At 71.0% G+C, this 23,417-nt stretch carries 24 protein-coding genes; 10 read left to right on the top strand and 14 right to left on the bottom strand.

What is annotated here, in order from left to right:
* Positions 1-17: 17 nt before the first annotated feature.
* The 3 genes from ACGFNN_RS20655 to ACGFNN_RS20645 all read right to left on the bottom strand — a co-directional run bounded on the left by ACGFNN_RS20655 (position 18) and on the right by ACGFNN_RS20645 (position 2,203).
* A complete protein-coding gene (locus ACGFNN_RS20655; protein WP_362546477.1) occupies positions 18-176 on the bottom strand; it encodes a hypothetical protein in 159 nt (52 codons plus the stop codon).
* Positions 177-267: 91 nt separating this feature from the next.
* The gene (locus ACGFNN_RS20650) at positions 268-942 is read right to left on the bottom strand and encodes a response regulator transcription factor (RefSeq protein ID WP_362546474.1); all 675 of its coding nucleotides are present in this window, start codon (positions 940-942) and stop codon (positions 268-270) included.
* 52 nt (positions 943-994) lie between these two features.
* Positions 995-2,203: a sensor histidine kinase gene (locus ACGFNN_RS20645; protein WP_393557680.1), complete on the bottom strand. Its 1,209-nt coding sequence runs from the start codon at positions 2,201-2,203 to the stop codon at positions 995-997.
* 96 nt (positions 2,204-2,299) lie between these two features.
* Here ACGFNN_RS20645 and ACGFNN_RS20640 point away from each other — a divergent pair, with 96 nt between their 5' ends.
* Entirely contained in the window at positions 2,300-3,301 is a 1,002-nt protein-coding gene (locus ACGFNN_RS20640) for an SAM-dependent methyltransferase (RefSeq protein WP_393557678.1), read from the top strand.
* Complete coding sequence (locus ACGFNN_RS20635) at positions 3,298-4,440, top strand: NADH-quinone oxidoreductase subunit D (RefSeq protein ID WP_393557676.1); 1,143 nt, start codon at positions 3,298-3,300, stop codon at positions 4,438-4,440. The genes ACGFNN_RS20640 and ACGFNN_RS20635 overlap by 4 nt, the downstream gene beginning before the upstream one ends.
* 31 nt (positions 4,441-4,471) lie before the next feature.
* Here the strand turns inward: ACGFNN_RS20635 and ACGFNN_RS20630 are convergent, their stop codons facing one another.
* The 4 genes from ACGFNN_RS20630 to ACGFNN_RS20615 all read right to left on the bottom strand — a co-directional run bounded on the left by ACGFNN_RS20630 (position 4,472) and on the right by ACGFNN_RS20615 (position 8,037).
* Positions 4,472-5,497, bottom strand: coding sequence for a hypothetical protein (locus tag ACGFNN_RS20630; RefSeq protein ID WP_393557674.1), 1,026 nt, complete (start codon positions 5,495-5,497; stop codon positions 4,472-4,474).
* Between the two features lie 114 nt (positions 5,498-5,611).
* Positions 5,612-6,589 carry an ABC transporter substrate-binding protein gene (locus ACGFNN_RS20625; RefSeq protein ID WP_393557672.1) on the bottom strand — a complete coding sequence of 326 codons (978 nt, stop codon included), beginning with the start codon at positions 6,587-6,589 and terminating at the stop codon, positions 5,612-5,614.
* A gap of 50 nt (positions 6,590-6,639) precedes the next feature.
* Entirely contained in the window at positions 6,640-7,314 is a 675-nt protein-coding gene (locus ACGFNN_RS20620; RefSeq protein WP_362546456.1) for an ABC transporter permease, read from the bottom strand.
* Positions 7,315-7,317: 3 nt separating this feature from the next.
* The gene (locus tag ACGFNN_RS20615; protein ID WP_393557669.1) at positions 7,318-8,037 is read right to left on the bottom strand and encodes an ABC transporter permease; all 720 of its coding nucleotides are present in this window, start codon (positions 8,035-8,037) and stop codon (positions 7,318-7,320) included.
* A 140-nt stretch (positions 8,038-8,177) separates the two neighbouring features.
* On the opposite strand from ACGFNN_RS20615, the gene ACGFNN_RS20610 reads away from it, so the two are divergent.
* The 6 genes from ACGFNN_RS20610 to ACGFNN_RS20585 all read left to right on the top strand — a co-directional run bounded on the left by ACGFNN_RS20610 (position 8,178) and on the right by ACGFNN_RS20585 (position 12,752).
* A complete protein-coding gene (locus ACGFNN_RS20610) occupies positions 8,178-9,353 on the top strand; it encodes a betaine/proline/choline family ABC transporter ATP-binding protein (RefSeq protein WP_365092320.1) in 1,176 nt (391 codons plus the stop codon).
* 407 nt (positions 9,354-9,760) lie between these two features.
* Positions 9,761-10,558, top strand: a complete 798-nt coding sequence (gene folP / locus ACGFNN_RS20605) for a dihydropteroate synthase (protein WP_393557758.1) — start codon at positions 9,761-9,763, stop codon at positions 10,556-10,558.
* A complete protein-coding gene (locus ACGFNN_RS20600) occupies positions 10,555-11,037 on the top strand; it encodes a nuclear transport factor 2 family protein (RefSeq protein ID WP_393557667.1) in 483 nt (160 codons plus the stop codon). Before folP ends, ACGFNN_RS20600 begins: the two co-directional genes overlap by 4 nt.
* 194 nt (positions 11,038-11,231) lie before the next feature.
* Positions 11,232-11,591, top strand: coding sequence for a dihydroneopterin aldolase (gene folB / locus ACGFNN_RS20595; protein WP_362546444.1), 360 nt, complete (start codon positions 11,232-11,234; stop codon positions 11,589-11,591).
* The gene (gene folK, locus ACGFNN_RS20590; protein ID WP_393557665.1) at positions 11,588-12,199 is read left to right on the top strand and encodes a 2-amino-4-hydroxy-6-hydroxymethyldihydropteridine diphosphokinase; all 612 of its coding nucleotides are present in this window, start codon (positions 11,588-11,590) and stop codon (positions 12,197-12,199) included. Before folB ends, folK begins: the two co-directional genes overlap by 4 nt.
* A 67-nt stretch (positions 12,200-12,266) precedes the next feature.
* Complete coding sequence (locus ACGFNN_RS20585) at positions 12,267-12,752, top strand: DUF3180 domain-containing protein (protein ID WP_362546438.1); 486 nt, start codon at positions 12,267-12,269, stop codon at positions 12,750-12,752.
* A gap of 21 nt (positions 12,753-12,773) precedes the next feature.
* Here the strand turns inward: ACGFNN_RS20585 and ACGFNN_RS20580 are convergent, their stop codons facing one another.
* The 7 genes from ACGFNN_RS20580 to dacB all read right to left on the bottom strand — a co-directional run bounded on the left by ACGFNN_RS20580 (position 12,774) and on the right by dacB (position 20,873).
* A complete protein-coding gene (locus tag ACGFNN_RS20580) occupies positions 12,774-13,124 on the bottom strand; it encodes a VOC family protein (RefSeq protein ID WP_362664430.1) in 351 nt (116 codons plus the stop codon).
* A gap of 128 nt (positions 13,125-13,252) precedes the next feature.
* Positions 13,253-13,858: a GTP cyclohydrolase I FolE gene (gene folE / locus ACGFNN_RS20575; RefSeq protein ID WP_362546432.1), complete on the bottom strand. Its 606-nt coding sequence runs from the start codon at positions 13,856-13,858 to the stop codon at positions 13,253-13,255.
* 176 nt (positions 13,859-14,034) lie between these two features.
* A complete protein-coding gene (ftsH, locus tag ACGFNN_RS20570) occupies positions 14,035-16,083 on the bottom strand; it encodes an ATP-dependent zinc metalloprotease FtsH (RefSeq protein ID WP_393557662.1) in 2,049 nt (682 codons plus the stop codon).
* 209 nt (positions 16,084-16,292) lie between these two features.
* On the bottom strand, positions 16,293-16,832 hold the full coding sequence (hpt, locus tag ACGFNN_RS20565) for a hypoxanthine phosphoribosyltransferase (protein ID WP_362546529.1): 540 nt from the start codon (positions 16,830-16,832) through the stop codon (positions 16,293-16,295).
* Between the two features lie 98 nt (positions 16,833-16,930).
* Positions 16,931-18,004, bottom strand: coding sequence for a tRNA lysidine(34) synthetase TilS (tilS, locus tag ACGFNN_RS20560; protein ID WP_393557660.1), 1,074 nt, complete (start codon positions 18,002-18,004; stop codon positions 16,931-16,933).
* A gap of 190 nt (positions 18,005-18,194) precedes the next feature.
* Positions 18,195-19,340, bottom strand: coding sequence for a zinc-dependent metalloprotease (locus ACGFNN_RS20555; RefSeq protein ID WP_362546423.1), 1,146 nt, complete (start codon positions 19,338-19,340; stop codon positions 18,195-18,197).
* A 48-nt stretch (positions 19,341-19,388) separates the two neighbouring features.
* The gene (gene dacB, locus ACGFNN_RS20550; protein ID WP_393557658.1) at positions 19,389-20,873 is read right to left on the bottom strand and encodes a D-alanyl-D-alanine carboxypeptidase/D-alanyl-D-alanine-endopeptidase; all 1,485 of its coding nucleotides are present in this window, start codon (positions 20,871-20,873) and stop codon (positions 19,389-19,391) included.
* Positions 20,874-20,959: 86 nt separating this feature from the next.
* Here dacB and ACGFNN_RS20545 point away from each other — a divergent pair, with 86 nt between their 5' ends.
* Positions 20,960-21,454, top strand: coding sequence for an inorganic diphosphatase (locus ACGFNN_RS20545; RefSeq protein ID WP_037691000.1), 495 nt, complete (start codon positions 20,960-20,962; stop codon positions 21,452-21,454).
* A 200-nt stretch (positions 21,455-21,654) separates the two neighbouring features.
* On the top strand, positions 21,655-23,370 hold the full coding sequence (locus tag ACGFNN_RS20540; RefSeq protein WP_393557656.1) for a threonine/serine exporter ThrE family protein: 1,716 nt from the start codon (positions 21,655-21,657) through the stop codon (positions 23,368-23,370).
* Positions 23,371-23,417 lie beyond the last annotated feature (47 nt).

The raw sequence follows: 23,417 nt of genomic DNA, 5'->3' as shown, positions 1-23,417 counted from the left end.
GCGCGAGACCCCGGGCCTCAGGGGAGCGGCGGCCGGTGCGCGGCGGTCCAGGCGCGTACCCGCCGCCTGATCAGACTCAGGATCTCCCGGTCATGGGTCCCGGGGTGCGGTGGCGGCCCCTCGCCGTGCTGCGCGGCGCGCACGCTGTCGAGCATGTGCTGCTGAACGCTGTCCATGGGTCCAGCCTGACCCCGGCCCGCCGGGTACGCCCGCGCTCGGAGCCGCCCTCGCGGTGGTTCGGCCTGATCCGGACCGGAGGGGCCACGGTCAGGCCGCCCCGCCGCCCGCCCTGACGAGCCCCGTCTCGTACGCGAGCACGACCACCTGGACCCGGTCGCGCAGCGCGAGCTTGGTGAGGATGCGGCCGACGTGCGTCTTCACGGTCGCCTCGGACAGCACCAGACGTCCCGCGATCTCGCCGTTCGAGAGGCCCTGGGCGACCAGCAGCATCACTTCGCGCTCCCGCTCGGTCAGCTTCTGGACGTGCCCCAGCCGGGGCTCCTCCTTACCGCTCGGGAGCAACGGCGAGAAGCGGTCCAGCAGCCGGCGGGTCGTGGACGGTGCCACCACCGCGTCGCCGCTGTGCACGGACCGGATGGCGGAGAGCAGCTCGCCGGGCGGCACGTCCTTCAGCATGAATCCGCTGGCCCCGGCCTTCAGGCCGGAGAACGCGTACTCGTCGAGGTCGAAGGTGGTCAGGATCAGCACCTTGGGCGGGTCGGTCCGCGCCCGGATGCGCCGGGTCGCCTCGACACCGTCCAGGCGCGGCATGCGCACGTCCATCAGGACGACGTCGACGGAGGTGGACGCCAGGGTCTCGATCGCCTCCGCGCCGTCACCCGCCTCCGCGACGACCTCCATGTCCGGCTGGGCGGCGAGCACCATCCGGAAGCCGGTGCGCAGCAGCACCTGGTCGTCGACGAGCATCACGCGGATGGCCATGGGGTTCCCCGTCCTTCTGCCTGGTTCGGCCTGCTGTCGGTTCTGAGGGCCGTCACGGACCGGCCGGCTTGAGCGGGAGCAGGGCGCTGATCCGGAAGCCGCCGCCCTGGCGCGGTCCGGCGTCCAGGGTCCCGCCGACCATGCCGACCCGCTCACGCATGCCGATCATCCCCTGGCCCGCGCCGTCCGCCCCGCCGTCCTCGTAGAGCTCGTGCGGTGCGCCACGCCCGTCGTCCTCGACGAGCAGCCCGAGCCCGTCGTCGAAGTAGACGAGCCGTACGCTCGCCCCGGCGTCCGGGCCTCCGTGCTTACGGGTGTTGGTGAGCGCCTCCTGGACGATCCGGTACGCCGTGAGCTCGACGCCGCTGGGCAGCGGACGCGGGGTCCCCTCGATCTTGAAGTCGACCGCCAGACCGGTCTCCCGGACCTTGCCGACGAGCTCCTGGATCTGCTCGACATCGGGCTGCGGAACGTACTCCCCGCTCTCCTGCGAGTCTCCGGTCCGCAGCACCCCGAGCAACCGCCGCATCTCCGCGAGTGCCTGACGTCCGGTGCCCGAGATGGTCTCCAGCGCCTGCCGGGCCTGGTCGGGAGACGAGTCCATGACATACGCGGCGCCGTCCGCCTGGACGACCATCACCGAGACGTTGTGCGCCACCACGTCGTGCAGCTCACGCGCGATACGCGCGCGCTCCGCGGCGACCGCCACCTTGGACTGCGCCTCACGCTCCCGCTCCAGCCGGGCGGCCCGCTCCTCCAGCTGGCTGAAGTAGGCCCGCCGGGTGCGTATCGAGTCCCCCAGCACCCAGGCGAGGACGAACGGCACGGTCATGATGACGACGTATCCGGCCGTCTGCACCCAGCCGCCCGTGGGCGCCTCCTCGGGCCAGCGCAGCCGTGACAGCCCGGCAGCGGTCAGGCTGCATCCGAGGGCGAGCCGCGAGGCCCTGCGCTCCCCGACCGTGGCCACGGTGTACGTGATCACCAGCATGGCGAAGTCCGCCACACCCGGCCGCACCCCGAAGGCCAGCTGGGCCAGGCCCATCAGGATCGCGAGCAGCAGCATCCGCTCCGGCGCCCGGCGGCGCAGCGCGACCACGATGCTCAGGCCGACGGCGATCGGTACGGCGGCGACCCGCTCCGCGCCGCTGCTCTCCTGGTCCGCCACGATGGACACGCCGGAGAGCCCGAGGAGGAGGACAGCCCAGAGGATGTCGACGCCCGTCGGGTGTCTGCGGATGAACTCGTAGAAGCGCTGCACGTCACCCAGCGTAGGGACAGCTGATCGGTACCGGGGTCAGCCGGAGGGCCGATCCGGGTTCCGGGACCCTACTCCCCAAGGTGGAGACTTGCCTACGTGACGTATGACTGGTGCCGCTGGCGGGAGGCCTCCGAGACCGCCCTGTACGGGGAAGCGGGGTTCTACCGGCGCCCGGAGGGCCCGGCCGGCCATTTCCGCACGTCGGTCCATGCCTCCCCGCTGTTCGCCGGCGCCGTGGCACGGCTGCTCGTCCGGACGGCACGGGAGCTGGACACGGACTCGGTCGCGCTGGTGGACATGGGAGCGGGACGCGGCGAGCTGCTGACCGGGGTGCTGGCCGCTCTGCGGGACGGCGGCCCGGCCCCCGGTCTGACCGTGCGGGCCTGCGCCGTGGAGATCGCCGACCGGCCGCCGGGACTCGACCCGGCCGTCGAGTGGTACTCCGAGCCGCCCCGTGGGGTACGCGGTCTGCTGTTCGCCAACGAGTGGCTTGACAACGTCCCCACCGAGATCGCGGAGGTGGACCCGGACGGGGTGCCCCGATACGTCCTCGTACGGGCGGCCGACGGCGCCGAGCGGTTGGGCGACCCGGTGACCGGCGAGGACGCCCGCTGGCTGAGCCGCTGGTGGCCGCTGACCCGGCCGGGAGAGCGGGCGGAGATCGGCCGGCCCCGCGACGAGGCCTGGGCCTCGGCCGTCTCGTCGCTGGCCGCCGGTACGGCGGTGGCCGTGGACTACGCCCATGTGCGGGCGGCGAGGCCGCCGTTCGGGACCCTCACCGGGTTCCGCGGAGGGCGCGAGGTGCCGCCCGTGCCCGACGGCGGCTGCGATCTGACCTCGCACGTCGCCCTGGACTCCTGTGCGGCGGCGGCCGGGGGCGAGGCCGAGCTCACCGACCAGCGAACGGCGCTGAGGGAGCTGGGCGTCAGCGGCGAACGCCCTCCGCTGGTACAGGCGTCGACCGATCCGGCCGGGTATGTGCGGGCGCTCGCGTCCGCCGGTGAGGCCACGGAGCTGACGGCGCGGGGCGGGCTGGGCGACTTCGGCTGGCTGCGCCAGCGGGTGCCCGAGCGCGAGGAGGGATACTGTCCCGCATGACGGAGACGACGATCGGCATCGGCGGCGCGGCGGAGAGCACCGACATGGTGCTGAACATCGGTCCGCAGCATCCCTCCACCCACGGGGTCCTCCGACTGCGGCTCGTGCTGGACGGCGAGCGGATCCAGCATGCCGAACCCGTCATCGGCTACATGCACCGGGGCGCGGAGAAGCTCTTCGAGGCGCGGGACTACCGGCAGATCATCATGCTGGCCAACCGCCACGACTGGCTGTCGGCGTTCTCCAACGAGCTCGGGGTCGTGATGGCCGTCGAGCGGATGCTCGGTATGGAGGTCCCCGAACGCGCCGTCTGGACGAGGACGCTGCTCGCGGAACTCAACCGGGTCCTGAACCATCTGATGTTCCTCGGTTCCTACCCGCTCGAACTCGGGGGGATCACCCCGATGTTCCACGCGTTCCGCGAGCGTGAGGAGCTCCAGGCCGCGATGGAGGAGGTCTCCGGCGGCAGGATGCACTACATGTTCAACCGCGTCGGCGGCCTCAAGGAGGACCTCCCCGCCGGCTGGCTCGGCCGGGCCAGGGACGCCGTGGCGTCCGTACGTTCGCGGATGGACGTGTACGACCGGCTGGTACTCGGCAACGAGATCTTCCGGGGCCGGACCCGTGGGGTGGGCGTGCTCTCCGCGGAGGCGGTGCACGCGTACGGAGTGTCCGGACCCATCGCCCGCGCCTCCGGGGTCGACTTCGACCTGCGGCGCGACGAGCCGTACCTCGCCTACGGGGAACTGCGGGACACCCTGAAGGTCGTCACCCGGACCGAGGGCGACTGCCTGGCCCGCTTCGAGTGCCTGCTGGAGCAGACGCACAACGCCCTCGATCTGGCCGACGCGTGCCTGGACCGGATGGCGGAGCTGGCCCCCGGTCCCATCAACCAGCGGCTGCCCAAGGTGCTGAAGGCACCGGAGGGCCACACCTACGCCTGGACCGAGAACCCGCTGGGCGTCAACGGCTACTACCTGGTGTCCACCGGCGAGAAGACCCCGTACCGGCTGAAGCTGCGTTCCGCGTCGTTCAACAACATCCAGGCCCTGACGGAGTTGCTGCCCGGCACGCTCGTCGCCGACATGGTGGCGATCCTGGGCTCACTGTTCTTCGTCGTCGGCGACATCGACAAGTAGCCCGGCCCGCCCGCCGGGCAGGCCTGCGCGGTCAGGACGAGATCGCGCTCCGCAGCTCGACGACGTCCAGCTGCTCGGTCTCGTCGTGCGCCGTCAGGTCGATGACCTTGCCGACCGCCTTGTTGTCGGCCGTGCCCGTACGGTGCGCCGCCAGCGCCTCCTCGCCCACCACGTCCGCGAGGTCCTCGTTCTGCACGGACTCGATCGCGGCGTTCGCCTTCTGGGTGCCGAAGAAGTCGAAGCTCCCCTGGGGCACCAGGTGGCGGCGGGCCGCCGCGTACGGGACGACCGCCGACGCGGTCTGAGCGGCACGAGGAGGCCGCGCGGGGGCGGACGGCTGCGGGGCGGGGAGGGCTGCCTGGGGGCGGCGGTGCTGGTGGTCACCCGCTCCGCCGACCGCCGCGTGCTTCCCCCTGGGGCCGTCGGCCTCCGTGTCCCGCTCCGCCGACCGCTCGGCGATGTCACGGCTCCTGGCCAGCTCGGCGGTGCGGCGCGCCTCCTGGAGGGCGGCGTTGCGCGACAGCTCCTGGAGCGCCTGGGCGGCGCGCGCGTACGCGCCGGGAGTCGGTGTGGACGTCGCGGGCAGCAGCTCCCGCGGCGCGGACGCCTCGATGGCGAGCTGCCTGCGGCCCTCCAGGGCGCTGGCGCGTTCCGTCTCGGCGGTGGCGTACCGGCGCAGCAGCGCCGCGTGTTCGCCCCGCAGCCCCGCCAGTTCGACCCGCTTGCGGCGCAGCTTGGTCTCCAGCCGGGTGCGCAGTTCCCTGGATTCCTCGAGGTCGCCCTCGAGCTCGGCTATGCGCTCCTCGGCCTTCCACTCGTCGCTGGCCCGGGCTCGGGTGAGCTCCGCGACGCGCAGCCCCGCGGCCCGGTCCCAGGCGCGCATCAGACAGGCACCGGTGACGGCGGCCGCCGCCGTCGCGGCCACCAGGGCGCGCAGCGCCATGGGTTCCGCCAGGAGCCAGGCCCCGGCGGCACAGACCACCGGCACCCCGGCCACCACGGCGGGGGGCAGGATTCTGTGAAGGGGCGGCGAATGGCGGTGGCGTCCTCGTGGCATGGCTCGAAATTTACCGTGCGTACGAGTCACTTGGGAGGCCGCCCGGCAATCTGTTCCCCGCCGGTTACCTGTCGGGCCTCCGACGGCCTCTCAAGTGACGCTTCCGTACGCCTTTTACTTCTTGATCAGTCCCTTGGACCGGAGATAGTCGGCGGCTGCGTCCGCGGGCTTGGCACGCTCCGCGTCGACCTTGCGGTTCAGTTCCGCGAGGTCCTCGGTGGTGAGTACTCCGGTGAGCTTCCCGAGGGCCTCGGCGATCTCCGGAGCGCCCGCGTCCTTCGCATTGAGAACCGGAAGGACGTTGTCCGCGTTCTGCAGCTTCTTGTCGTCCTCCAGGAACACCAGGCCGTAGGAGTCGAGCACCGCGTCCGTGGTGGTCGTGAGGACCAGTTGGTCCTTCCCGTCCTTGACGGCCTGCTTGGACTGGGGTGTGCCGACCCCCTTGGGATCGATCCCCGTGACGTCGATGCCGTACGTCTTCTTCAGCCCGGGCGCGCAGAAGGGACGCACCTCGCACTCGTCGCCCGCCGCGATCTTCACCTTGATCTTCGAGTCGCCGAGATCGGAAAGGGTGCGGAGGTCGTTCTTCTCGGCGAATTCCTTCGACACCGCGAAGGCGTTCTGATCGACCGCCTCGCCCGCCGGGAGGACCTTCAGCCCGAGCGGGGCGGCGAGCTTCTCGAGAGCCGCCACGGTGGCCGTCACATCGCCCGAGGCGACCGGGTTCTTCTCGGCCTCCGGTGCGCCGTTGACCTTGGCGTTGAGGAATTCCGCGAGCGTGGCCGCGTATTCCGGAACGACGTCGATCTCCCCCTTCTCCAGGGAGGGTTCGTAGAGTTCGCGGTTCTTCACCGTGGTGATCGAGGTGTCGTAACCGGCGTCGCCCAGGATCTGGGCGTACAGCTCGGCGAGCACCTTGGACTCGGTGAAACCGGCGGCGCCCACGACGAGCGAGCCCTTGCCCGAGCCCGCGCCGGAGCCCTTGTCCGAACCTCCCTCCTTCTCCAGGCTGTCGCCGCCGCAGGCGGCCAGCGACCCTGCCAGCGCGACCACGCCGATGACCGCACCCGCTATGCGCGAGGTCCTGCTCATGTTGTCTCTCCGTCCGCGAATGATGATGTGCACAGTCCGAGAAGGGCCGCTCAGGTGGTCCGGCGGCGGCGCAGGGGCGACAGAAGGCGGTCCAGGACCACGAGCACGCCTTCCACCACCAGGGCCAGCAGGGCGACGAGGACGGCGCCCGCGAAGACCTGCGCGGTGTCGTAGGTGTTGAATCCCGCGGTGATGATCCGGCCCAGTCCGCCGAGGCCGACCATCGCCGCGATCGAGGCCGTGGCGATCACCTGGACCGCCGCCGACCTCAGCCCCGTCATGATCATCGGGTAGGCGAGGGGGAGCTCGACCCGGAGGAAGAGCTGCCCGCCGGACATTCCCATGCCCCGTGCCGCCTCCAGCACCGACCGGTCCACCTCCGTCATCCCGACGTAGGCGTTGGTCAGCAGAGGGGGCACGGCGAAGAGCACCAGCGCGATGACCGTGGGCAGATAGCCGGAGTTCCGCAGCGGGGTCAGCATGAAGAGGGCGAGCACCGCGAACACCGGTACCGCCCGGCCCACGTTGGAGATGTTGACGGCGAGTCCGCCCCCCTTGCCCACGTGCCCGAGATACAGGGCCACGGGCAGCGCGAGGACGCAGGCCGCCGCGAGGGCGATCCCGCTGACGTACAGATGCTCGGCGAGGCGGTGCGCCGCGCCACCGTCACCCGACCAGTTGGCGCCGGTCGTCAGCCAGACCCACGCCTCTTCGACGACTCCCATGGATCAGCCGGCCTCCGTCTTCGCGATGCCCGCCCCGGCGGAGGCCGCGGCGGGCCTCCGTATCCGGGTCCAGGGCGTGAGCAGGCGCTGCGCACCGAGCAGCAGCAGGTCCGCGGCCACCGCCAGCAGCACGCAGAGGACGGACGCGGTGAGCACCTGCGCCTTGAAGAGGCTGGGCAGCGCGTCCTCGATGAGGTTGCCGAGGCCCCCCTTGCCGACGAGGGAGCCGACGGTCGTCAGGGCCACCGTCGACACCGTGGCGATGCGGAGCCCGGCCATCAGAGCCGGGAGGGCGAGGGGCAGTTCGACCTCCCAGAGCAGCCGGACGGGCCCGTATCCCATGCCTCGCGCGGCCTCCCTGGCCTCATGCGGAACCGCTTGGAGCCCGGCCAGGATGTTCCGCACGAGGATGGTCAGCGAGTAGAGCACCAGCCCGGTGACCACGAGCGCGGCCGACAGCCCGAAGAGCGGCAGCAGCAGGGAGAACATGGCGAGCGACGGCACGGTGTAGAGCACGGTGGTCAGCCCCAGCACCGGGCCGGCGAAATGCTTCCCGCGGCGTGCGAGCAGGGCGAGCGGAAAGGCGACGGCGAGCCCGATCAGCACGGAGACCGCGGTGATCCAGATGTGCTGGAGCGTCGCCTCGGTCAACTCATGGCTGCGCGAACGCAGATACTCCCCGCAGATCCAGTCGTTCGTCACCAGGCAGTTCTGATCGGCCATCCGCCCCCGCCTCCCGCTGCCCTCGTGATGCCGTCCCGCGTCCGGTCCTTGGTGACCCTATCCCCGACCACCGACAATCGCCGAGGCTGTCTTGTTCCGGCAACATTGCTTTCACAAGGCCCGCGCCACAATGGGGAATCATGATCCGATTCGAGCACGTCACCAAGCGGTACGCGGACGGCACCACCGCCGTCGACGATCTTTCCTTCGAGGTCGCCGAGGGTGAACTGGTCACGCTCGTCGGGCCTTCCGGATGCGGCAAGACCACCACCATGAAAATGGTGAACCGACTGACCGAACCGACCGAGGGGCGGATATTCCTCGACGGGGAGGACATATCCGCCATCGACCCGGTCCGGCTGCGCCGGCGCATCGGCTATGTCATCCAGCAGGTCGGCCTCTTCCCGCACAAGACGGTCCTGGAGAACACCGCCACCGTTCCCCATCTCCTGGGCTGGGGAAGGGAAAAGGGCCGCAGGCGCGCGGCGGAACTGCTCGATCTCGTGGGCCTCGACCCCTCCGTCCACGGCGACCGCTATCCGGAGCAGCTCTCCGGCGGGCAGCGCCAACGCGTCGGTGTGGCAAGGGCGCTGGCGGCCGACCCGCCGGTACTGCTGATGGACGAGCCTTTCGGCGCGGTCGACCCGGTCGTCCGGGAAAGGCTTCAGAACGAATTCCTGAAACTGCAGGAACAGGTCCGCAAGACCGTTCTCTTCGTCACCCATGACATCGAGGAGGCGGTCCGGCTCGGTGACCGGATCGCCGTCTACGGGCAGGGCCGCATCGAGCAGTTCGACACCCCGGCGACGGTGCTCGGGGCCCCTTCCACGCCCTACGTCGCCGACTTCGTCGGCGCGGACCGCGGCCTGAAGCGCCTCTCCGTCACCCCCGTCGAGGAGAGCGACCTGGACCAGCCGCCCGTCGTGCACCTCGACGACCCCCTGGTGGAGGCGACCGCACGGCTGAAGGCCGCCGGAGCGCGCTGGGCGGTCGTGCTGGACGCCCAGGACACCCTGCACGGCTGGATCCCGGCCGGCGGCGGGCAGAGCGGGGCGGGAACCGTCCGGGAGCACGCACGCCGCATGGAGGCGTGGCTTCCGCTCGGCGCGCCCCTGAAGCAGGCCTTCGCCACGATGCTCCAGCACGACGCGGGCTGGATCGCCGTCACCGACGAGGAGGGCTCCGGCCGCTTCCTCGGGGTGCTGACCCCGGCCCGGCTCCACGAGGCGCTGCGCCGCTCGATCGACGCGGACGCCCAGGACGTGCCGCGCGCCCGGGTCGCCGTGGAGTCCGTGGCGGGGATCGACTCCCCCTGAGCGCCGCTCCGGGGAAGCGAGCCGTCCATGGCCCCGGTCTCGGGAGGTGACCGGGGCGCCCGGCGGGCCGTCGCCCGGCGGCAGCCGACCGCTCCGGGTACGCGCCGCACGACGCCTGGATCCTCGGCGCGCCGAGGGTGCGCCGACGTCCCACCGTGGTTGCCCGGCCCGGTCCACCGGATGCCCGGCCCCCACTGGGCGGCCCATGGCCGGAGGGGGAGGCCCGCGTGGGGCGGACGCGGCGATCCGGAGCTCCCGCAAGGGCCCCGCGCGGCCCGGAGTCCGGACGCGGCCGGCCCCCGCGCGCCCGCCGGGCACCAGGGGACGGCGCTTAGGCTGGTCCCATGAGTACGTTGCGAGGACGGGGAACGGTGCGGGGTCTGCCGGAGTGGGACCGCTGTGCGGTCATGGGCGTCGTCAATGTGACGCCCGACTCCTTCTCCGACGGCGGCCACTGGTTCGACACCACGGCGGCGATCAAGCACGGCCTCGAACTGGCGGCCGAGGGAGCGGACCTGATCGACGTCGGCGGTGAGTCCACCCGCCCCGGCGCGAGCAGGGTGGACGAGTCCGAGGAGCTCCGCAGGGTCATTCCCGTGGTGCGGGGCCTGGCCTCGGAGGGCGTCACCATCTCCGTGGACACCATGCGGGCCCGCGTGGCCGAGCAGTCCGTCGCCGCCGGGGCGACCCTGGTCAACGACGTGAGCGGCGGGCTCGCCGACCCGGACATGATCCCGGTCGTCGCCGCTGCGGGGGTGCCCTTCGTCGTCATGCACTGGCGCGGCTTCAGCGAGTCCATGAACAGCCGGGCGGTCTACCAGGACGTCGTCGGCGAGGTCGTCGCGGAGCTCCGGCATCGGATGGAGGCCGTGATCGAGGGCGGCGTGGATCCGTCGAGCCTGGTGATCGACCCGGGGCTCGGCTTCGCCAAGGACGCGGCCCAGGACCTCGCCCTCGTCGCGCACCTCGACCGTCTGCGGGACCTCGGCAGGCCTCTGCTCGTCGCCGCCTCCCGTAAGCGGTTCCTCGGTCACGTCCTGGCCGCCGACGGCGCCACCCCGCCGCCCGCCCGTGAACGCGACGCCGCGACGGCCGCGATCTCCGCCCTCTCGGCCGCCGCCGGCGCCTGGGCGGTCCGGGTGCACGCGGTACGTCCGACCGCTGACGCCGTCCGGGTCGCCCGCGCCGTCGAGGGAGCCGCGTGAGCGCCCCGCGCGACGAGCACGAGGAGGCCGCCGCCGACATCGCCGCGGTCGAGCAGGCGAACACCGCCTTCTACGAGGCCATGGAACGCGGGGACCTCGACGAGCTCTCCGGCCTGTGGCTTCCGGGCGAGGACCTCACCGTCTCCTGCGTCCACCCGGGCTGGCCGGTAATCACCGGTCGTGGCGAGGTGCTGCGCAGCTACGCCCTGATCATGGCGAACACCGAGTACATCCAGTTCTTCCTGACCGATGTCGGGGTCTCGATGACCGGTGACACGGCCCTGGTCACCTGCACCGAGAACATCCTCAGCGGCGGTCCGGCCGGGGAGGACGACTCGCTGGGACCACTGGTCGGCCAGCTCGTCGTCGCCACCAACGTGTTCCGGCGCACATCCGAGGGATGGAAGCTCTGGTCGCACCACGGCTCCCCCGTACTCGCCGAGACCGGCGAGGAGGAGGACGAGGAGCCGACCGCCTGAGCAGGCCCGGCCGGACAGCCGGGATTGAGCCCCCCGATCACCGGGTATACGCGGCTACCAGCCCTCTGTCGGGCGGGTCCGCGCACCCGCGAGCGGGACCTGTCGGTGCTCGCGGGTAGATTCGAAAGAAGGCACCCGTCCGCCCGCACGCGGCCGGGTGCCTCAAGAGACGACGAACAGCAGGAGTGATTCGCGTGGATCGTGTCGCGCTGCGCGGCCTCAAGGCCCGTGGGCACCACGGCGTCTTCCCCAAGGAACGGGAGGACGGCCAGACCTTCATCGTGGATCTGGTGCTCGGACTCGACACCCGCCCGGCGGCGGCCGCCGACGACCTGTCGAAGACCGTCCACTACGGCGTCGTCGCGGAGGAGGTCGTGGATGTGGTCGAGGGCGAGCCGGTCGATCTGATCGAGACCCTCGCGGAACGCATCGCGCAGCAGTGCCTCAAGCACGAGGGGGTCCAGGAGGTCGAGGTCGTCGTCCACAAGCCGGACGCCCCGATCACCGTCCCCTTCGACGACGTCACCATCACCATCACCCGGAGCCGAGCATGACTGCATTTTCCACCGAAGGGCAGAGCGACCCGACCGTACAGCCGGTTCCCGCAGCAGTCGTCGAGCAGGTGGACGCGGCGGACGTCACCCTTTCCAACCCCAAACTCGCCGTGATCTCCCTCGGCTCGAACCTCGGAAACCGGCTGGAGACGCTCCAGGGCGCCATCGACGCCCTGGAGGACACGCCCGGCCTCCGGGTGAAGGCCGTCTCCCCGGTCTACGAGACGGAGCCCTGGGGCGTCGACCCCGGCAGCCAGCCGTCGTACTTCAACGCGGTGATCGTCGTGAAGACGACACTGCCGCCGTCCTCCCTGATGGAGCGCGGACAGGCCGTCGAAGAGGCCTTCGACCGTGTCCGTGAGGAGCGCTGGGGTCCGCGCACGATCGACGTCGACATCGTGTCGTACGCCGATGTGGTCTCCGACGACCCGCTGCTGACCCTCCCGCACCCGCGCGCCCGTGAGCGGGCCTTCGTGCTCGCCCCCTGGCACGACGTGGACCCGGATGCCCAGCTGCCGGGCGCCGGACCGGTCGCCGACCTGCTGGCGGGCGTGGGCAGCGAGGGAGTGCTCCCCCGGCCCGACCTGGAACTCCGCCTCCCCGAGTAGTCGTTAGGCTCAGGTACGGCCCGTCACGGGCGGACGACACGGGTAACGGCGAAGGGCGGCACTCTCGGTGAAGCAACTACGGCTCAGGCTTCTCGCCGGACTCTTCGCCGGAGCCGGTGTGCTGTCCTGGGGTGCGGCACGCCTCTGGGACTCCCTGGGGACACTGCCGAGCGTGCCGCTCGCCGCACCCGTCGTACTCGCCGTGATCGCCGTGGTCCTGCTCGCCGCTGCCCTGTCCATCCGGGCGAGGCTGCGGGCCCAGCGGGAGCGGCGCCCGGGGGCGAAGGGCGTGGAGCCCATGATGGCGGCGCGCGCCGTGGTGTTCGGCCAGGCGAGCGCGCTCGTCGCCGCGCTGGTCACCGGGATGTACGGCGGCACGGCCGTCTTCCTGCTCGGATCCCTCGACGTACCGCCCCGCCGGGACCAGGCCATCTACGCGGGCTTCGCCGTCCTGGCCGGTATCGCCGTCGTCGCCGCCGCGTTCTTCCTGGAGCGCGTCTGCAAGCTCCCCGAGGACGGCGACGACGACAGGAACACGGCACAGGCCGCCTGAGAGCGGCCCCGGAGCGGTTCGTCAGCCGGTCACCGGGTTCTCGATGAGGGTGATCCGGTTTCCGTCGGGGTCGTGGACGGCGGCGAACCGCACTCCACGCGAACCCGGCAGGGTCTCCCCCGCGGTGATCCCCCGGCCGGCGAGCTCCGAGACCGTCCGGTCGAGATCGTCGACGGCCAGATTCACCAGGGTGCCGCCGGCCTGCTCGGGCGACTGGAAGACCTGCAGCCAGGCGTACGGCGAGATGTGCCAGTCGGCCAGGCCGTCCATGGGCCTGGCGTCGGCAGGGCGGCCGAACAGCCGCTCGTACCACTCGACGGCCGGCTCGATGGCCATCACGGGCGCCACGGCGAGCACGTGGGTGAAAGACATGGGAGCTCCTTCCCTGATGCCCCGGCCGCGCCGGCCGGGGCCCTTCGGTCGTCTCCCCCGAAGGAGCGACCCGGCACCCTCGCGCCGAGCCTCTCCTGATCAGGTCCGTCCCGCGCTGTCCGTCCCGGTCAGCGCGCCATGATGAGGCTCATCGCCTCGGCGCGTGTCGCCGGGTCGCGCAGCTGACCGCGGACCGCGGAGGTGAGTGTCTTCGCCCCCGGCTTGCGGATACCGCGCATCGACATGCACATGTGCTCGCACTCGACGACGACGATCACTCCGCGCGGCTCCAGGATCGCCATCAGCGACTCGGCGATCTGCGTGGTGAGCCGTTCCTGCACCTGGGGCCGCCGCGCGTAGACGTCGACCAGCCTGGCGAGCTTCGACAGGCCCGTGATCTTGCCCGAGGTCGCCGGGATGTACCCGACGTGCGCCACGCCACGGAACGGCACGAGGTGGTGCTCACAGGTACTGAAGACCTCGATGTCCTTGACCAGCACCATCTCGTCGTGGCCCAGGTCGAAGGTGGTCGTCAGGACGTCCTCGGGCTCCTGGTGGAGGCCCGCGAATATCTCCTTGTACGCACGCGCCACCCGGCCGGGGGTCTCCCGGAGCCCTTCACGGTCGGGGTCCTCCCCGACCGCGATGAGCAGTTCACGTACGGCGGACTCGGCCCGCTTCTGGTCGAATACGCCGATCGAGCCCTGCCCGTCGAGCGTCACCGGGTCGGTCATCTGTGCCTCGTTCCTGTGTGCGATCACATGCGCGGCCCGCCCGGACCTCACTGAAATGCGGGGGACGCAGCACGGTCCCGACGAAAAAGCCGCGCCCCCACAGGCTAGAACCTGGGGGGCGCGGCATCCATTCCGGGCCTGGTGGAGCCCCCGTGAGAGGGGCCACACCGGTCGGCTCAGCTCTCCGGGCGATCCTCGGGGAGCGCCTCCGTGGAGGAGCCGGTGTTCTTCGTGATGTCCGTCGGCGCGATCTCCGGGGTGCCCGAACCGTTGGCGGCGCCGTTGGTGAGGGCGAGCTCCTTGGGAGAGAGCACGGGCGGACGGGTCGACGGGGTGCGCCGGGCGGAACCGGTCCACGCCGGACGGGCCGGGCGCTTCACGATCGGGGCGAAGATCTCGGCAATCTGCTCCTTGCCGAGCGTCTCCTTCTCGAGGAGCTCCAGGACCAGGGCGTCGAGGATGTCGCGATTCTCGACGAGGATCTCCCACGCGTCGTTGTGCGCGGTCTCGATGAGCTTCTTGACCTCTTCGTCGACGAGCGCCGCGACCTCTTCCGAGTAGTCGCGCTGATGGCCCATCTCCCGGCCCACGAACGGCTCGGTGTTGTCGCCGCCGAACTTGATCGCTCCGAGACGCTCGGTCATGCCGTACTGCGTGACCATCGCGCGGGCCGTGGCGGTGGCCTTCTCGATGTCGTTCGCCGCGCCTGTCGTCGGGTCGTGGAAGACCAGCTCCTCCGCCGCGCGCCCACCCAGCATGTACGCCAGCTGGTCGAGCATCTCGTTGCGGGTGGTGGAGTACTTGTCCTCCTCCGGGAGCACCATCGTGTAACCGAGGGCGCGACCGCGGGAGAGGATCGTGATCTTGTGGACCGGGTCCGACTGGGGAGAGGCCGCCGCGACCAGGGCGTGTCCGCCCTCGTGGTACGCGGTGATCTTCTTCTCCTTCTCGGACATGATCCGGGTCCGCTTCTGCGGGCCCGCCACGACACGGTCGATGGCCTCGTCGAGCGAGTGGTTGTCGATCAGCTTCTTGTCGCTGCGCGCCGTCAGGAGCGCGGCTTCGTTCAGCACGTTCGACAGGTCGGCACCGGTGAAGCCGGGCGTACGGCGCGCCACCGCGGTGAGGTCGACGTCCTCCGCGACGGGCTTGCCCTTCTGGTGGACCTTGAGGATCTCGAGACGGCCCTGCATGTCCGGCCGGTCGACGGCGATCTGCCGGTCGAAGCGTCCGGGACGCAGCAGTGCCGGGTCCAGGATGTCCGGCCGGTTGGTGGCGGCGATCAGGATGACGCCGCCCTTCACGTCGAAGCCGTCCATCTCGACGAGCAGCTGATTGAGCGTCTGCTCGCGCTCGTCGTGTCCGCCGCCCATGCCGGCGCCGCGGTGGCGTCCGACCGCGTCGATCTCGTCGACGAAGACGATGGCCGGGGCGTTCGCCTTGGCCTGCTCGAAGAGGTCCCGGACACGGGACGCACCGACACCGACGAACATCTCGACGAAGTCGGAACCGGAGATCGAGTAGAACGGGACGCCGGCCTCACCCGCGACCGCGCGGGCGAGCAGGGTCTTGCCCGTACCGGGCGGCCCGTACAGCAGGACACCCTTGGGAATCTTGGCGCCGACGGCCTGGAACTTCGCCGGCTCCTGGAGGAACTCCTTGATCTCGTGGAGCTCCTCGACGGCCTCGTCCGACCCCGCCACGTCGGCGAACGTCGTCTTCGGCGTGTCCTTGGTGATCAGCTTGGCCTTGGACTTGCCGAACTGCATGACCTTGGAGCCGCCGCCCTGCATCTGGTTCATCAGAAACAGGAAGACGACCACGATCAGGACGAAGGGCAGCAGCGAGAGAAGGATCGAGACGAACGGGGACTGCTTCGACGGCGAGACGGTGTAGCCCTTCTCGATGTCACCGCTCTCGAACTTCTGCTGCAGGGTGTCGGCGAGCTCGACGCCCTGATTGCCGATGTAGCTCGCCTGGAACTTGCTGCCGGACTCGCCCTGGAGCTTCTGGCCGTCCTTCAGCTCGATCTTAAGGATCTGTTCGTCACCGGTGGTCAGCTTGGCCTGCTCCACCTGGTTCTTACTGATCGCCTGGATCACCTTGCCGGTGTCCACCGTCTTGTAGCCGCCGGACGAGCCGACGACCTGCATCAGCACGACCACGGCGAGGACGGCCAGCACGATCCACATGACCGGCCCACGGAAGTATCGCTTCACGTCCATCCATACGGAGCGAAAGTCGCCCCGTCCCTCCTGCCCGTAGGTAAATGCTGCTGTGAGAAAAGACTGTTCTTCGGACGGTACCCCAGCATTGTCACCCGTGACCGCAGGGGAGGTACGGCAAACCTGTCTTCGAAGGCTCCAACGGCCCGGTCACCACGAGGGTTCCCGGGACTCCGGCCGGGTTCGGCCGGCCCGTCGGGCGAGCTTCCTCAGCCGCCGTAGACGTGGGGCGCGAGCGTCCCGACGAAGGGGAGGTTGCGGTACTTCTCCGCGTAGTCGAGTCCGTACCCGACGACGAACTCGTTGGGGATGTCGAAGCCGACCCACTTCACGTCGATCGCGACCTTCGCCGCGTCCGGCTTGCGGAGCAGGGTGCAGACCTCCAGGCTCGCGGGTTCCCGCGAGCCGAGGTTGGTCAGCAGCCAGGACAGCGTCAGACCCGAGTCGATGATGTCCTCGACGATCAGGACGTGCCGGCCCTTGATGTCGGTGTCGAGGTCCTTGAGGATCCGGACGACGCCCGAGGACTGGGTGCCCGCGCCGTAGGACGAGACGGCCATCCAGTCCATGGTGACGGGAGTGGACAGCGCGCGCGCCAGGTCCGCCATGACCATCACGGCACCCTTGAGCACACCGATGATGAGGAGATCCTTGCCCGCGTACTCCGCGTCGATCTTCGCCGCGAGCTCGACCAGCTTCGCGTCGATCTCTTCCTTGGTGAGGAGCACCGACTGGAGGTCGGTGCCCATGTCCTTCTCGTTCACCCGCGTCTCTTTCCCTGCCCCGCCGGACCGGGACTGCTCCCCAGGCCGGAACGGCGTCTCGCCTGCACTTCAGCCGCTGCGCTTCAGCTCTGCCGGATGACCAGTCTGCCACCCTGACGCCGCACCTCGACGCGGCCGGGCAGGTTGATGGCGCCCTGGCCCCGCCAGCCGGTGATGAGCCGGTCGACTTCCTCGATGTGGCGGGCGAAGAGCGAACCGGCCGGGGATCCGGCGTCGATCACCGCGCGGCGCAGCACCCGGCGGCGTACCGCGGGCGGCAGGACGGAGAGCTTGCCGCACTCCAGGCGCCCGGCGTCGTCACATACCGAGCGGGCGGCGTCGGCGGCCCAGGTGTCCAGGGCGTCCGCGTCGTCGCGGGAGAGCTGGGCCGTACGGGCGAGTGCCTCCACCACGCCCTTGCCCAGCGCTTTCTCCAGCGCGGGCAGGCCCTCGTGCCGCAGCCGGGAGCGGGTGTAGGCCGGGTCGATGTTGTGGGGGTCGTCCCAGACGGGGATCGACTGGACCATGCAGGCCTTGCGGGCGGTCTGCCGGTCGAGTTGGAGGAAGGGGCGGCGGTAGCGGCCCGCCGGGCCCGATGCCGCGGCCATCCCGGAGAGCGAACGGATGCCGGAACCCCGGGCGAGGCCCAGCAGGACCGTCTCGGCCTGGTCGTCACGGGTGTGTCCGAGGAGAACCGCGGCCGCGCCGAGGCGTTCGGCGGCGGCGTCCAGAGCGGCGTAGCGCGCGTCCCGTGCGGCGGCCTCGGGCCCGCCGTCGCGTCCGACGTGCACGGCGACGGCCTCGACCGGATCGAGCTCCATCTCGGTGAGGCGGGCGACGACCTCGTCGGCGCGGAGCCCGGAACCGGGCTGGAGATTGTGGTCGACCGTGATGCCGCCGGCGCGGACGGGCAGTTTGCGCGACTCGAAGGCGAGGGCGGAGGCGAGGGCCATGGAGTCGGCACCTCCGGAGCACGCGACGAGCACCAGCGGGGTGCCGGGCCGCTCGGGGAGCGTGGAACACCGCCCGCCGGCCCCTGCTTCGGCGAACTCGGCGTGTCCGGCCTGTTCGATATGACGGTTGTGTTCGGCGACGACGTCGTGGAGTACGCGGCGGACCGCCAGGCGTATCGCCGCGACCGCAGGATGGGGACCCATGTCCGGTGCCCTTCGGGTGAAGTTTCGGGGGCTGCCTCGGAGCGCGCGGAACGGGAGTCCCGTCACTCAGAGTGCGTCGATGGTGACAGAGCCAAGCTGTTCATCGAGCATTGCACGCCCTCCCATGCCTCCATGGTCCCCCGGATGGGTGATTGGAGAGGCAATCTCCTTGCCACCGGACCGAATGTGATCAGGAATCGGCCTTTCGGTGGACCCTCGCCACCCACTCCGCCGGCGCGGCGATCTCGGCCTTGGTGGGAAGGGTGTTGGGCGACGTCCACACCCGGTTGAACCCGTCCATCCCGACCTCCTCGACGACGGCTCGGACGAACTTCTCGCCGTCGCGGTACTGGCGCAGCTTCGCGTCGAGCCCCAGGAGTTTGCGCAGCGCCAGGTCCAGGCGGCCCGCGCCGCGCGCCCTGCGCTGCTGGAACTTCTCGCGGATCTCGCCGACGGAGGCGACCACCTCGGGGCCCACTCCGTCCATGACGAAGTCCGCGTGCCCCTCGAGCAGCGACATCACGGCGGTGAGCCGTCCCAGGATCTCCCGCTGGGAGGGCGTCTGGACGATCTCGACGAGGCTGCGCCCGGCGTCGTCGCCCTCCTCCCCGCGCTCCGCCTCGGGGCGGCTGCCGCCGGAGAAGGCCTGCACGGCCTCCCTGAGGCGTTCCAGGACGGTCATCGGGTCGACGTCGGTCTCGTCGAGGAACGCCTGGATCTCGCCCTGCAGGTGGTCGCGGAGCCAGGGGACACCGGTGAACTGGGTGCGGTGCGTCTCCTCGTGGAGCGCCACCCAGAGCCTGAAGTCGTGCGGGTCGACCTCGAGTTCACGCTCGACGTGGACGATGTTGGGGGCGACCAGCAGGAGCCTTCCGCCGCCCTCGGACGAGGCGGGGAGCTCGCGGGTGGCCGGGGCGAAGGTCTCGTACTGCCCGAGCACCCGGGAGGCCAGGAAGGAGAGCAGCATGCCGAGTTCGACGCCGGTGACCTTGCCGCCGACGGCTCCGAGCACCGCGTTGCCGGGGCCGCCGCCGCGGCGGTCCTGCATCTTGCCGAGGAGGGGACGCAGCAGTTCGCGGAAGCCCGCGACGTTGGCCCTGATCCAGCCCGCCCGGTCGACGACCAGGACCGGGGTGTCCTCGGGTTCGTGGCCCTCCGGAATCATCCGGGTGAACGAACGAACGTGCTCTTCTGAGGCCTTGGCATGCCTGCGGAGCTCCGCGACGACGGCACGCGCCTCCTCGCGGCTGATCTCGGGACCCGGCCGAACGAATCGGGTCGCGGTCGCGACCGCGAGATTCCAGTCGACCATCTCGGCACCACCGATGCTCGTCATGCGTCAACCGTACGTGAGGTGGTCGCTCCGTGGTGGGGTGTCAGTCGCTCACCGGCCGCCTTTGGTGAGGGTGGTCGCCAGGGTGTCGAGTGAGGCTTCCGCATCGCCCGGGGACGTGGTGCCCGAGGCCAGGAAGGCGAAGGAGAGCAGTCGGCCCTGGGCGTCCACCGCCGTCCCGGCGAGGCTGTTCACCCCGGTGAGGGTGCCCGTCTTGGCCCTGACCAGGCCGGTCGCGGGCGAGGTGGCGGTGTAGCGGTCGCCGAGCGTGCCACTGAACCCTGCGACGGGCAGGCCCGTGAGGACGGGCCTGAGCTCGGGATGGTCCGGTCCCGCGGCGAGCGCGAGCAACTGGGCCAGGAGGCCCGCCGTCACCTTGTCGGCGCGGTCGAGCCCGCTTCCGTCGGCGAAACGGGTCCCGGCAAGGGGAAGACCGAGGGCCTTCATCCGCGCGGTGACGGCCCGGCGCGCCCCGGCGAAGGACGCGGGCTCCCCCGCCTTCAGCGCGGTCTGCCGGGCGAGGGCCTCGGCGATGTCGTTGTCGCTGTTGGTCAGCGCCCGTTCGACCAGGGCGGACAGCGGCTGCGACAGGTGGGTGGCCACGGTCCGGGAACCCTGTACGGCGCGTCCCGACACGGGGGCGGACCGGACCGTGACCCCGGCGTCCGTGAGCAGGTCCGAGAAGGCGCGTGCGGCGTCACCCGCCGGATCGGCCGAGCGGGGGGCGGGGCCCTTGCGGCTCTCGTCGAGACGGCCCTCGTCGGCCATGAGCGCGCTGACGGGCGCGATGTTCTCGTTGGGGCCGATGGGGTGGAGGGCCGGGCCGGAGTACCGGGAGGTGTCGTAGGCCAGCCGGACGGTCGCGGTCCCGCCGTCCTGAAGGGCCCGGGCGGCACCCCTGGCGAGGGCGCGCAGGTCCGCCTCGCCCAGGGTGGGGTCGCCGCCGCCCACGAGGGTGAGCGTCCGGGAGTCCGGGGAGAGCACCGCCTTCGTCGCGATCCGGTGGTCCGGTCCGAGCGCCGAGAGAGCGGCGGCGGTGGTGGCGATCTTCACCGTGGAGGCCGGTGTCATGGGTGTGCCTGCGCCCCGCGCGTACACCTGTTTGCCGGTCGCGGTGTCGACGACCACGCCGGTGCGTACGGAACCGAGGGCGGGCACGTCCAGGAGGGGGGTGAGGGCGGCTTTCAGATCCCCCGCGCCCGCCGCGGTGGTGAGGCCCTCCGCCGTGCCGAGGGCGCCGAGGACGGCCGGTGCGCTGGGTGCGGGGGCAGGCCCGTCGGGCGCGCCCTCTTCGTGATGTGCGCCACCTGAGTGCTGCTGGACGGCCACCAGGTCCCGCTCGGCCTTACGCTGACCGGAGTCCCAGGGACCGGCGGCGAGGACGGCACCGGCGGCGACCACCAGGCCCAGCACCGCGGAGCCCGCGACGAGCCGCAGGTCGTCCGCCCCGCTCCCGCGCTTCAGGTACTTCGGGGTTTTCCACCCGCCCCACCTGTTCAACGGTTCGTCCGTCGGTCGTTCCACCGGCTCGGCCACCGTTGACCAGCCCCTTTCGCGAGCACTCGTCTGCGTGAGGGACACTTAACCACCAGTCGTATGTGTTGATCATGGAGGAGCCACCCGTGGAGTTCGACGTCACCATCGAGATCCCGAAGGGTTCGCGGAACAAGTACGAGGTGGACCACGAGACCGGTCGGATCCGCCTGGACCGTCGACTCTTCACCTCGACCAGCTACCCGGCCGACTACGGGTTCGTGGAGAACACCCTCGGCGAGGACGGCGACCCGCTGGACGCCCTCGTCATCCTGGACGAGCCGACCTTCCCGGGCTGCCTCATCAAGTGCCGCGCCATCGGCATGTTCCGGATGACCGACGAGGCCGGCGGCGACGACAAGCTGCTGTGCGTCCCCGCGTCCGACCCCCGCGTGGAGCACCTGCGCGACATCCACCACGTGTCGGAGTTCGACCGCCTGGAGATCCAGCACTTCTTCGAGGTCTACAAGGACCTCGAGCCGGGCAAGTCCGTCGAGGGCGCCGACTGGGTCGGCCGCGCCGAGGCCGAGGCCGAGATCGAGGCCTCCTACAAGCGCCTCGAGGCGCAGGGCGGCAAGCACTGACACCGTGTCTGCGCGGATTCCGCTTGAGGGCGGGAGACGCGTGATGCCGGTACCGAGGGCCTGGCGGCCCTGCTGACCGTACGAACGACGGGCGGCGCACCTTCACGGGTGCGCCGCCCGTTGCGTGTGACGGCCCATGAGCGTGCTCATACTGGGCAGAAGCGCAGCCGGAACGGACGGTCTAGCAGGAACGAGGTCGAGTGGTGGCGGAACAGGGCGGTCCCGAGGACCAGAAGCCCCAGTCCGACGAGGCGCGCAGCGCCTTCGTCCCACCGGCCGGTGTGGACCAGCCGGCAGCCCCCTCCGACGACGACCATCCGACATCGGAATTCGCCCTTCCGGCGGGCGTGCAGACGGACCCGGCGGGCTCCTCGGGCCCCGGCCAGGGTTCCGCTTCCGGCCCGGGGAGCGGTTCGGGCTCCGACACGCTGTCGTCCGCGTTCGTCCCCCCGAGCGGGTACAACGCGCAGCAGCAGCCGCCCACCTTCACCCCCGCGCACGGCATCCCGATGATCCGGCTCACCAAGGAGGCTCCTTGGCAGGACCGGATGCGGACGATGCTGCGGATGCCTGTGTTCGAGCGTCCGGCCCCCGAGACCATCCAGAAGACGGACGACTCAGGGCCCGCCGTACCGCGCGTCCTCGACCTGACGCTGCGTATCGGGGAGCTGCTGCTCGCGGGCGGTGAGGGGGCCGAGGACGTCGAGGCGGCCATGTTCGCGGTGGCGCACTCCTACGGGCTCGACCGCTGCGAGCCGACGGTCACCTTCACCCTGCTGTCCATCTCGCACCAGCCCTCCCTGGTCGACGACCCCGTGACGGCGAGCCGGACCGTGCGCCGGAGAGGCACCGACTACACCCGCTTGGCCGCGGTGTTCCGGCTCATCGACGACATCACCACGGCGGAGCACGTCGAAGTCTCGCTGGAGGAGGCCTACCGGCGGCTCGCCGAGATCCGGCGTAACCGCCACCCGTACCCCGGATGGGTGCTGACGGCGGCCGCCGGGCTGCTCGCCGGCTCGGCCTCGATGCTGGTCGGCGGTGGGGTGCTGGTCTTCCTGGTGGCGGCGGCGGGTGCGATGCTCGGTGACCGGCTGGCCTGGCTCTGCGCGGGTCGCGGGCTGCCGGAGTTCTACCAGTTCACCGTCGCGGCCATGCCTCCGGCGGCGATGGGCATCGCTCTCACCCTGACCCACTCGACCGACGTACGGCCCTCCGCAGTGATCACCGGTGGGCTGTTCGCCCTGCTGCCGGGGCGGGCGCTGGTCGCCGGGGTTCAGGACGGTCTGACCGGCTACTACCTGACCGCAGGGGCCCGGCTCCTTGAGGTCATGTACCTGGTCATCGGCATCGTGGCGGGCGTGCTGCTGATGCTCTACCTCGGGGTCCAGCTCGGTGCGGCGCTCAACCCGGAGGAACGGTTGGTGCCCAACGACAGGCCAGGGCTCCAGATCCTGGCCGCGATGGCGCTGACACTGGCCTTCGCGGTCCTCCTCCAGCAGGAGCGGTCCACGGTGCTGGCGGTGACCCTCAACGGAGGTGTGGCCTGGGTGATCTTCGGAGCGATGTCCCGCACCGGCGGGATCTCCCCGGTGGCCGCCACGGCGGTCGCGGCCGGGCTGGTCGGCCTCTTCGGCCAGTTGCTCTCCCGCTACCGCTTCAACTCGTCGTTGCCGTACATCACCGCGGCCATCGGCCCGCTGCTGCCCGGTTCGGCGACGTACTTCGGTCTGCTGGGCGTCGCGCAGAACCAGGTGGACACCGGGCTCGCCTCGCTCTCCACGGCAGTGGCGACGGCGCTGGCGATCGCCATCGGGGTCAATCTCGGGAGCGAGATCTCCCGGCTGTTCATGCGGGTGCCGGGTGCGGTCGAGGGCGGGGCGCGCCGGGCCGCAAAGCGGACCAGGGGCTTCTGACCGACGCAAGGTGCCCCGGACCCCACGTGGGGTCCGGGGCACCTTGC

Source organism: Streptomyces sp. NPDC048590 (assembly GCF_043199535.1).
GTDB lineage: Bacteria > Actinomycetota > Actinomycetes > Streptomycetales > Streptomycetaceae > Streptomyces.
This window is presented reverse-complemented; position numbering and strand designations above follow the sequence as displayed.

Excerpts from the sequence above, each read along its gene's own strand:
- tilS (WP_393557660.1), bottom strand. The coding sequence starts at position 18,004 with ATGGGTCCCCATCCTGCGGTCGCGGCGATACGCCTGGCGGTCCGCCGC.
- ACGFNN_RS20650 (WP_362546474.1), bottom strand. The coding sequence starts at position 942 with ATGGCCATCCGCGTGATGCTCGTCGACGACCAGGTGCTGCTGCGCACC.
- ACGFNN_RS20630 (WP_393557674.1), bottom strand. The coding sequence starts at position 5,497 with ATGCCACGAGGACGCCACCGCCATTCGCCGCCCCTTCACAGAATCCTG.
- ACGFNN_RS20555 (WP_362546423.1), bottom strand. The coding sequence starts at position 19,340 with ATGACGAGCATCGGTGGTGCCGAGATGGTCGACTGGAATCTCGCGGTC.
- ACGFNN_RS20620 (WP_362546456.1), bottom strand. The coding sequence starts at position 7,314 with ATGGGAGTCGTCGAAGAGGCGTGGGTCTGGCTGACGACCGGCGCCAAC.
- folE (WP_362546432.1), bottom strand. The coding sequence starts at position 13,858 with ATGACCGACCCGGTGACGCTCGACGGGCAGGGCTCGATCGGCGTATTC.
- folP (WP_393557758.1), top strand. The coding sequence starts at position 9,761 with ATGGGCGTCGTCAATGTGACGCCCGACTCCTTCTCCGACGGCGGCCAC.
- ACGFNN_RS20610 (WP_365092320.1), top strand. The coding sequence starts at position 8,178 with ATGATCCGATTCGAGCACGTCACCAAGCGGTACGCGGACGGCACCACC.
- ftsH (WP_393557662.1), bottom strand. The coding sequence starts at position 16,083 with ATGGACGTGAAGCGATACTTCCGTGGGCCGGTCATGTGGATCGTGCTG.
- ACGFNN_RS20655 (WP_362546477.1), bottom strand. The coding sequence starts at position 176 with ATGGACAGCGTTCAGCAGCACATGCTCGACAGCGTGCGCGCCGCGCAG.
- hpt (WP_362546529.1), bottom strand. The coding sequence starts at position 16,832 with ATGGGCACCGACCTCCAGTCGGTGCTCCTCACCAAGGAAGAGATCGAC.
- folK (WP_393557665.1), top strand. The coding sequence starts at position 11,588 with ATGACTGCATTTTCCACCGAAGGGCAGAGCGACCCGACCGTACAGCCG.
- ACGFNN_RS20580 (WP_362664430.1), bottom strand. The coding sequence starts at position 13,124 with ATGTCTTTCACCCACGTGCTCGCCGTGGCGCCCGTGATGGCCATCGAG.
- ACGFNN_RS20615 (WP_393557669.1), bottom strand. The coding sequence starts at position 8,037 with ATGGCCGATCAGAACTGCCTGGTGACGAACGACTGGATCTGCGGGGAG.
- ACGFNN_RS20625 (WP_393557672.1), bottom strand. The coding sequence starts at position 6,589 with ATGAGCAGGACCTCGCGCATAGCGGGTGCGGTCATCGGCGTGGTCGCG.
- ACGFNN_RS20635 (WP_393557676.1), top strand. The coding sequence starts at position 3,298 with ATGACGGAGACGACGATCGGCATCGGCGGCGCGGCGGAGAGCACCGAC.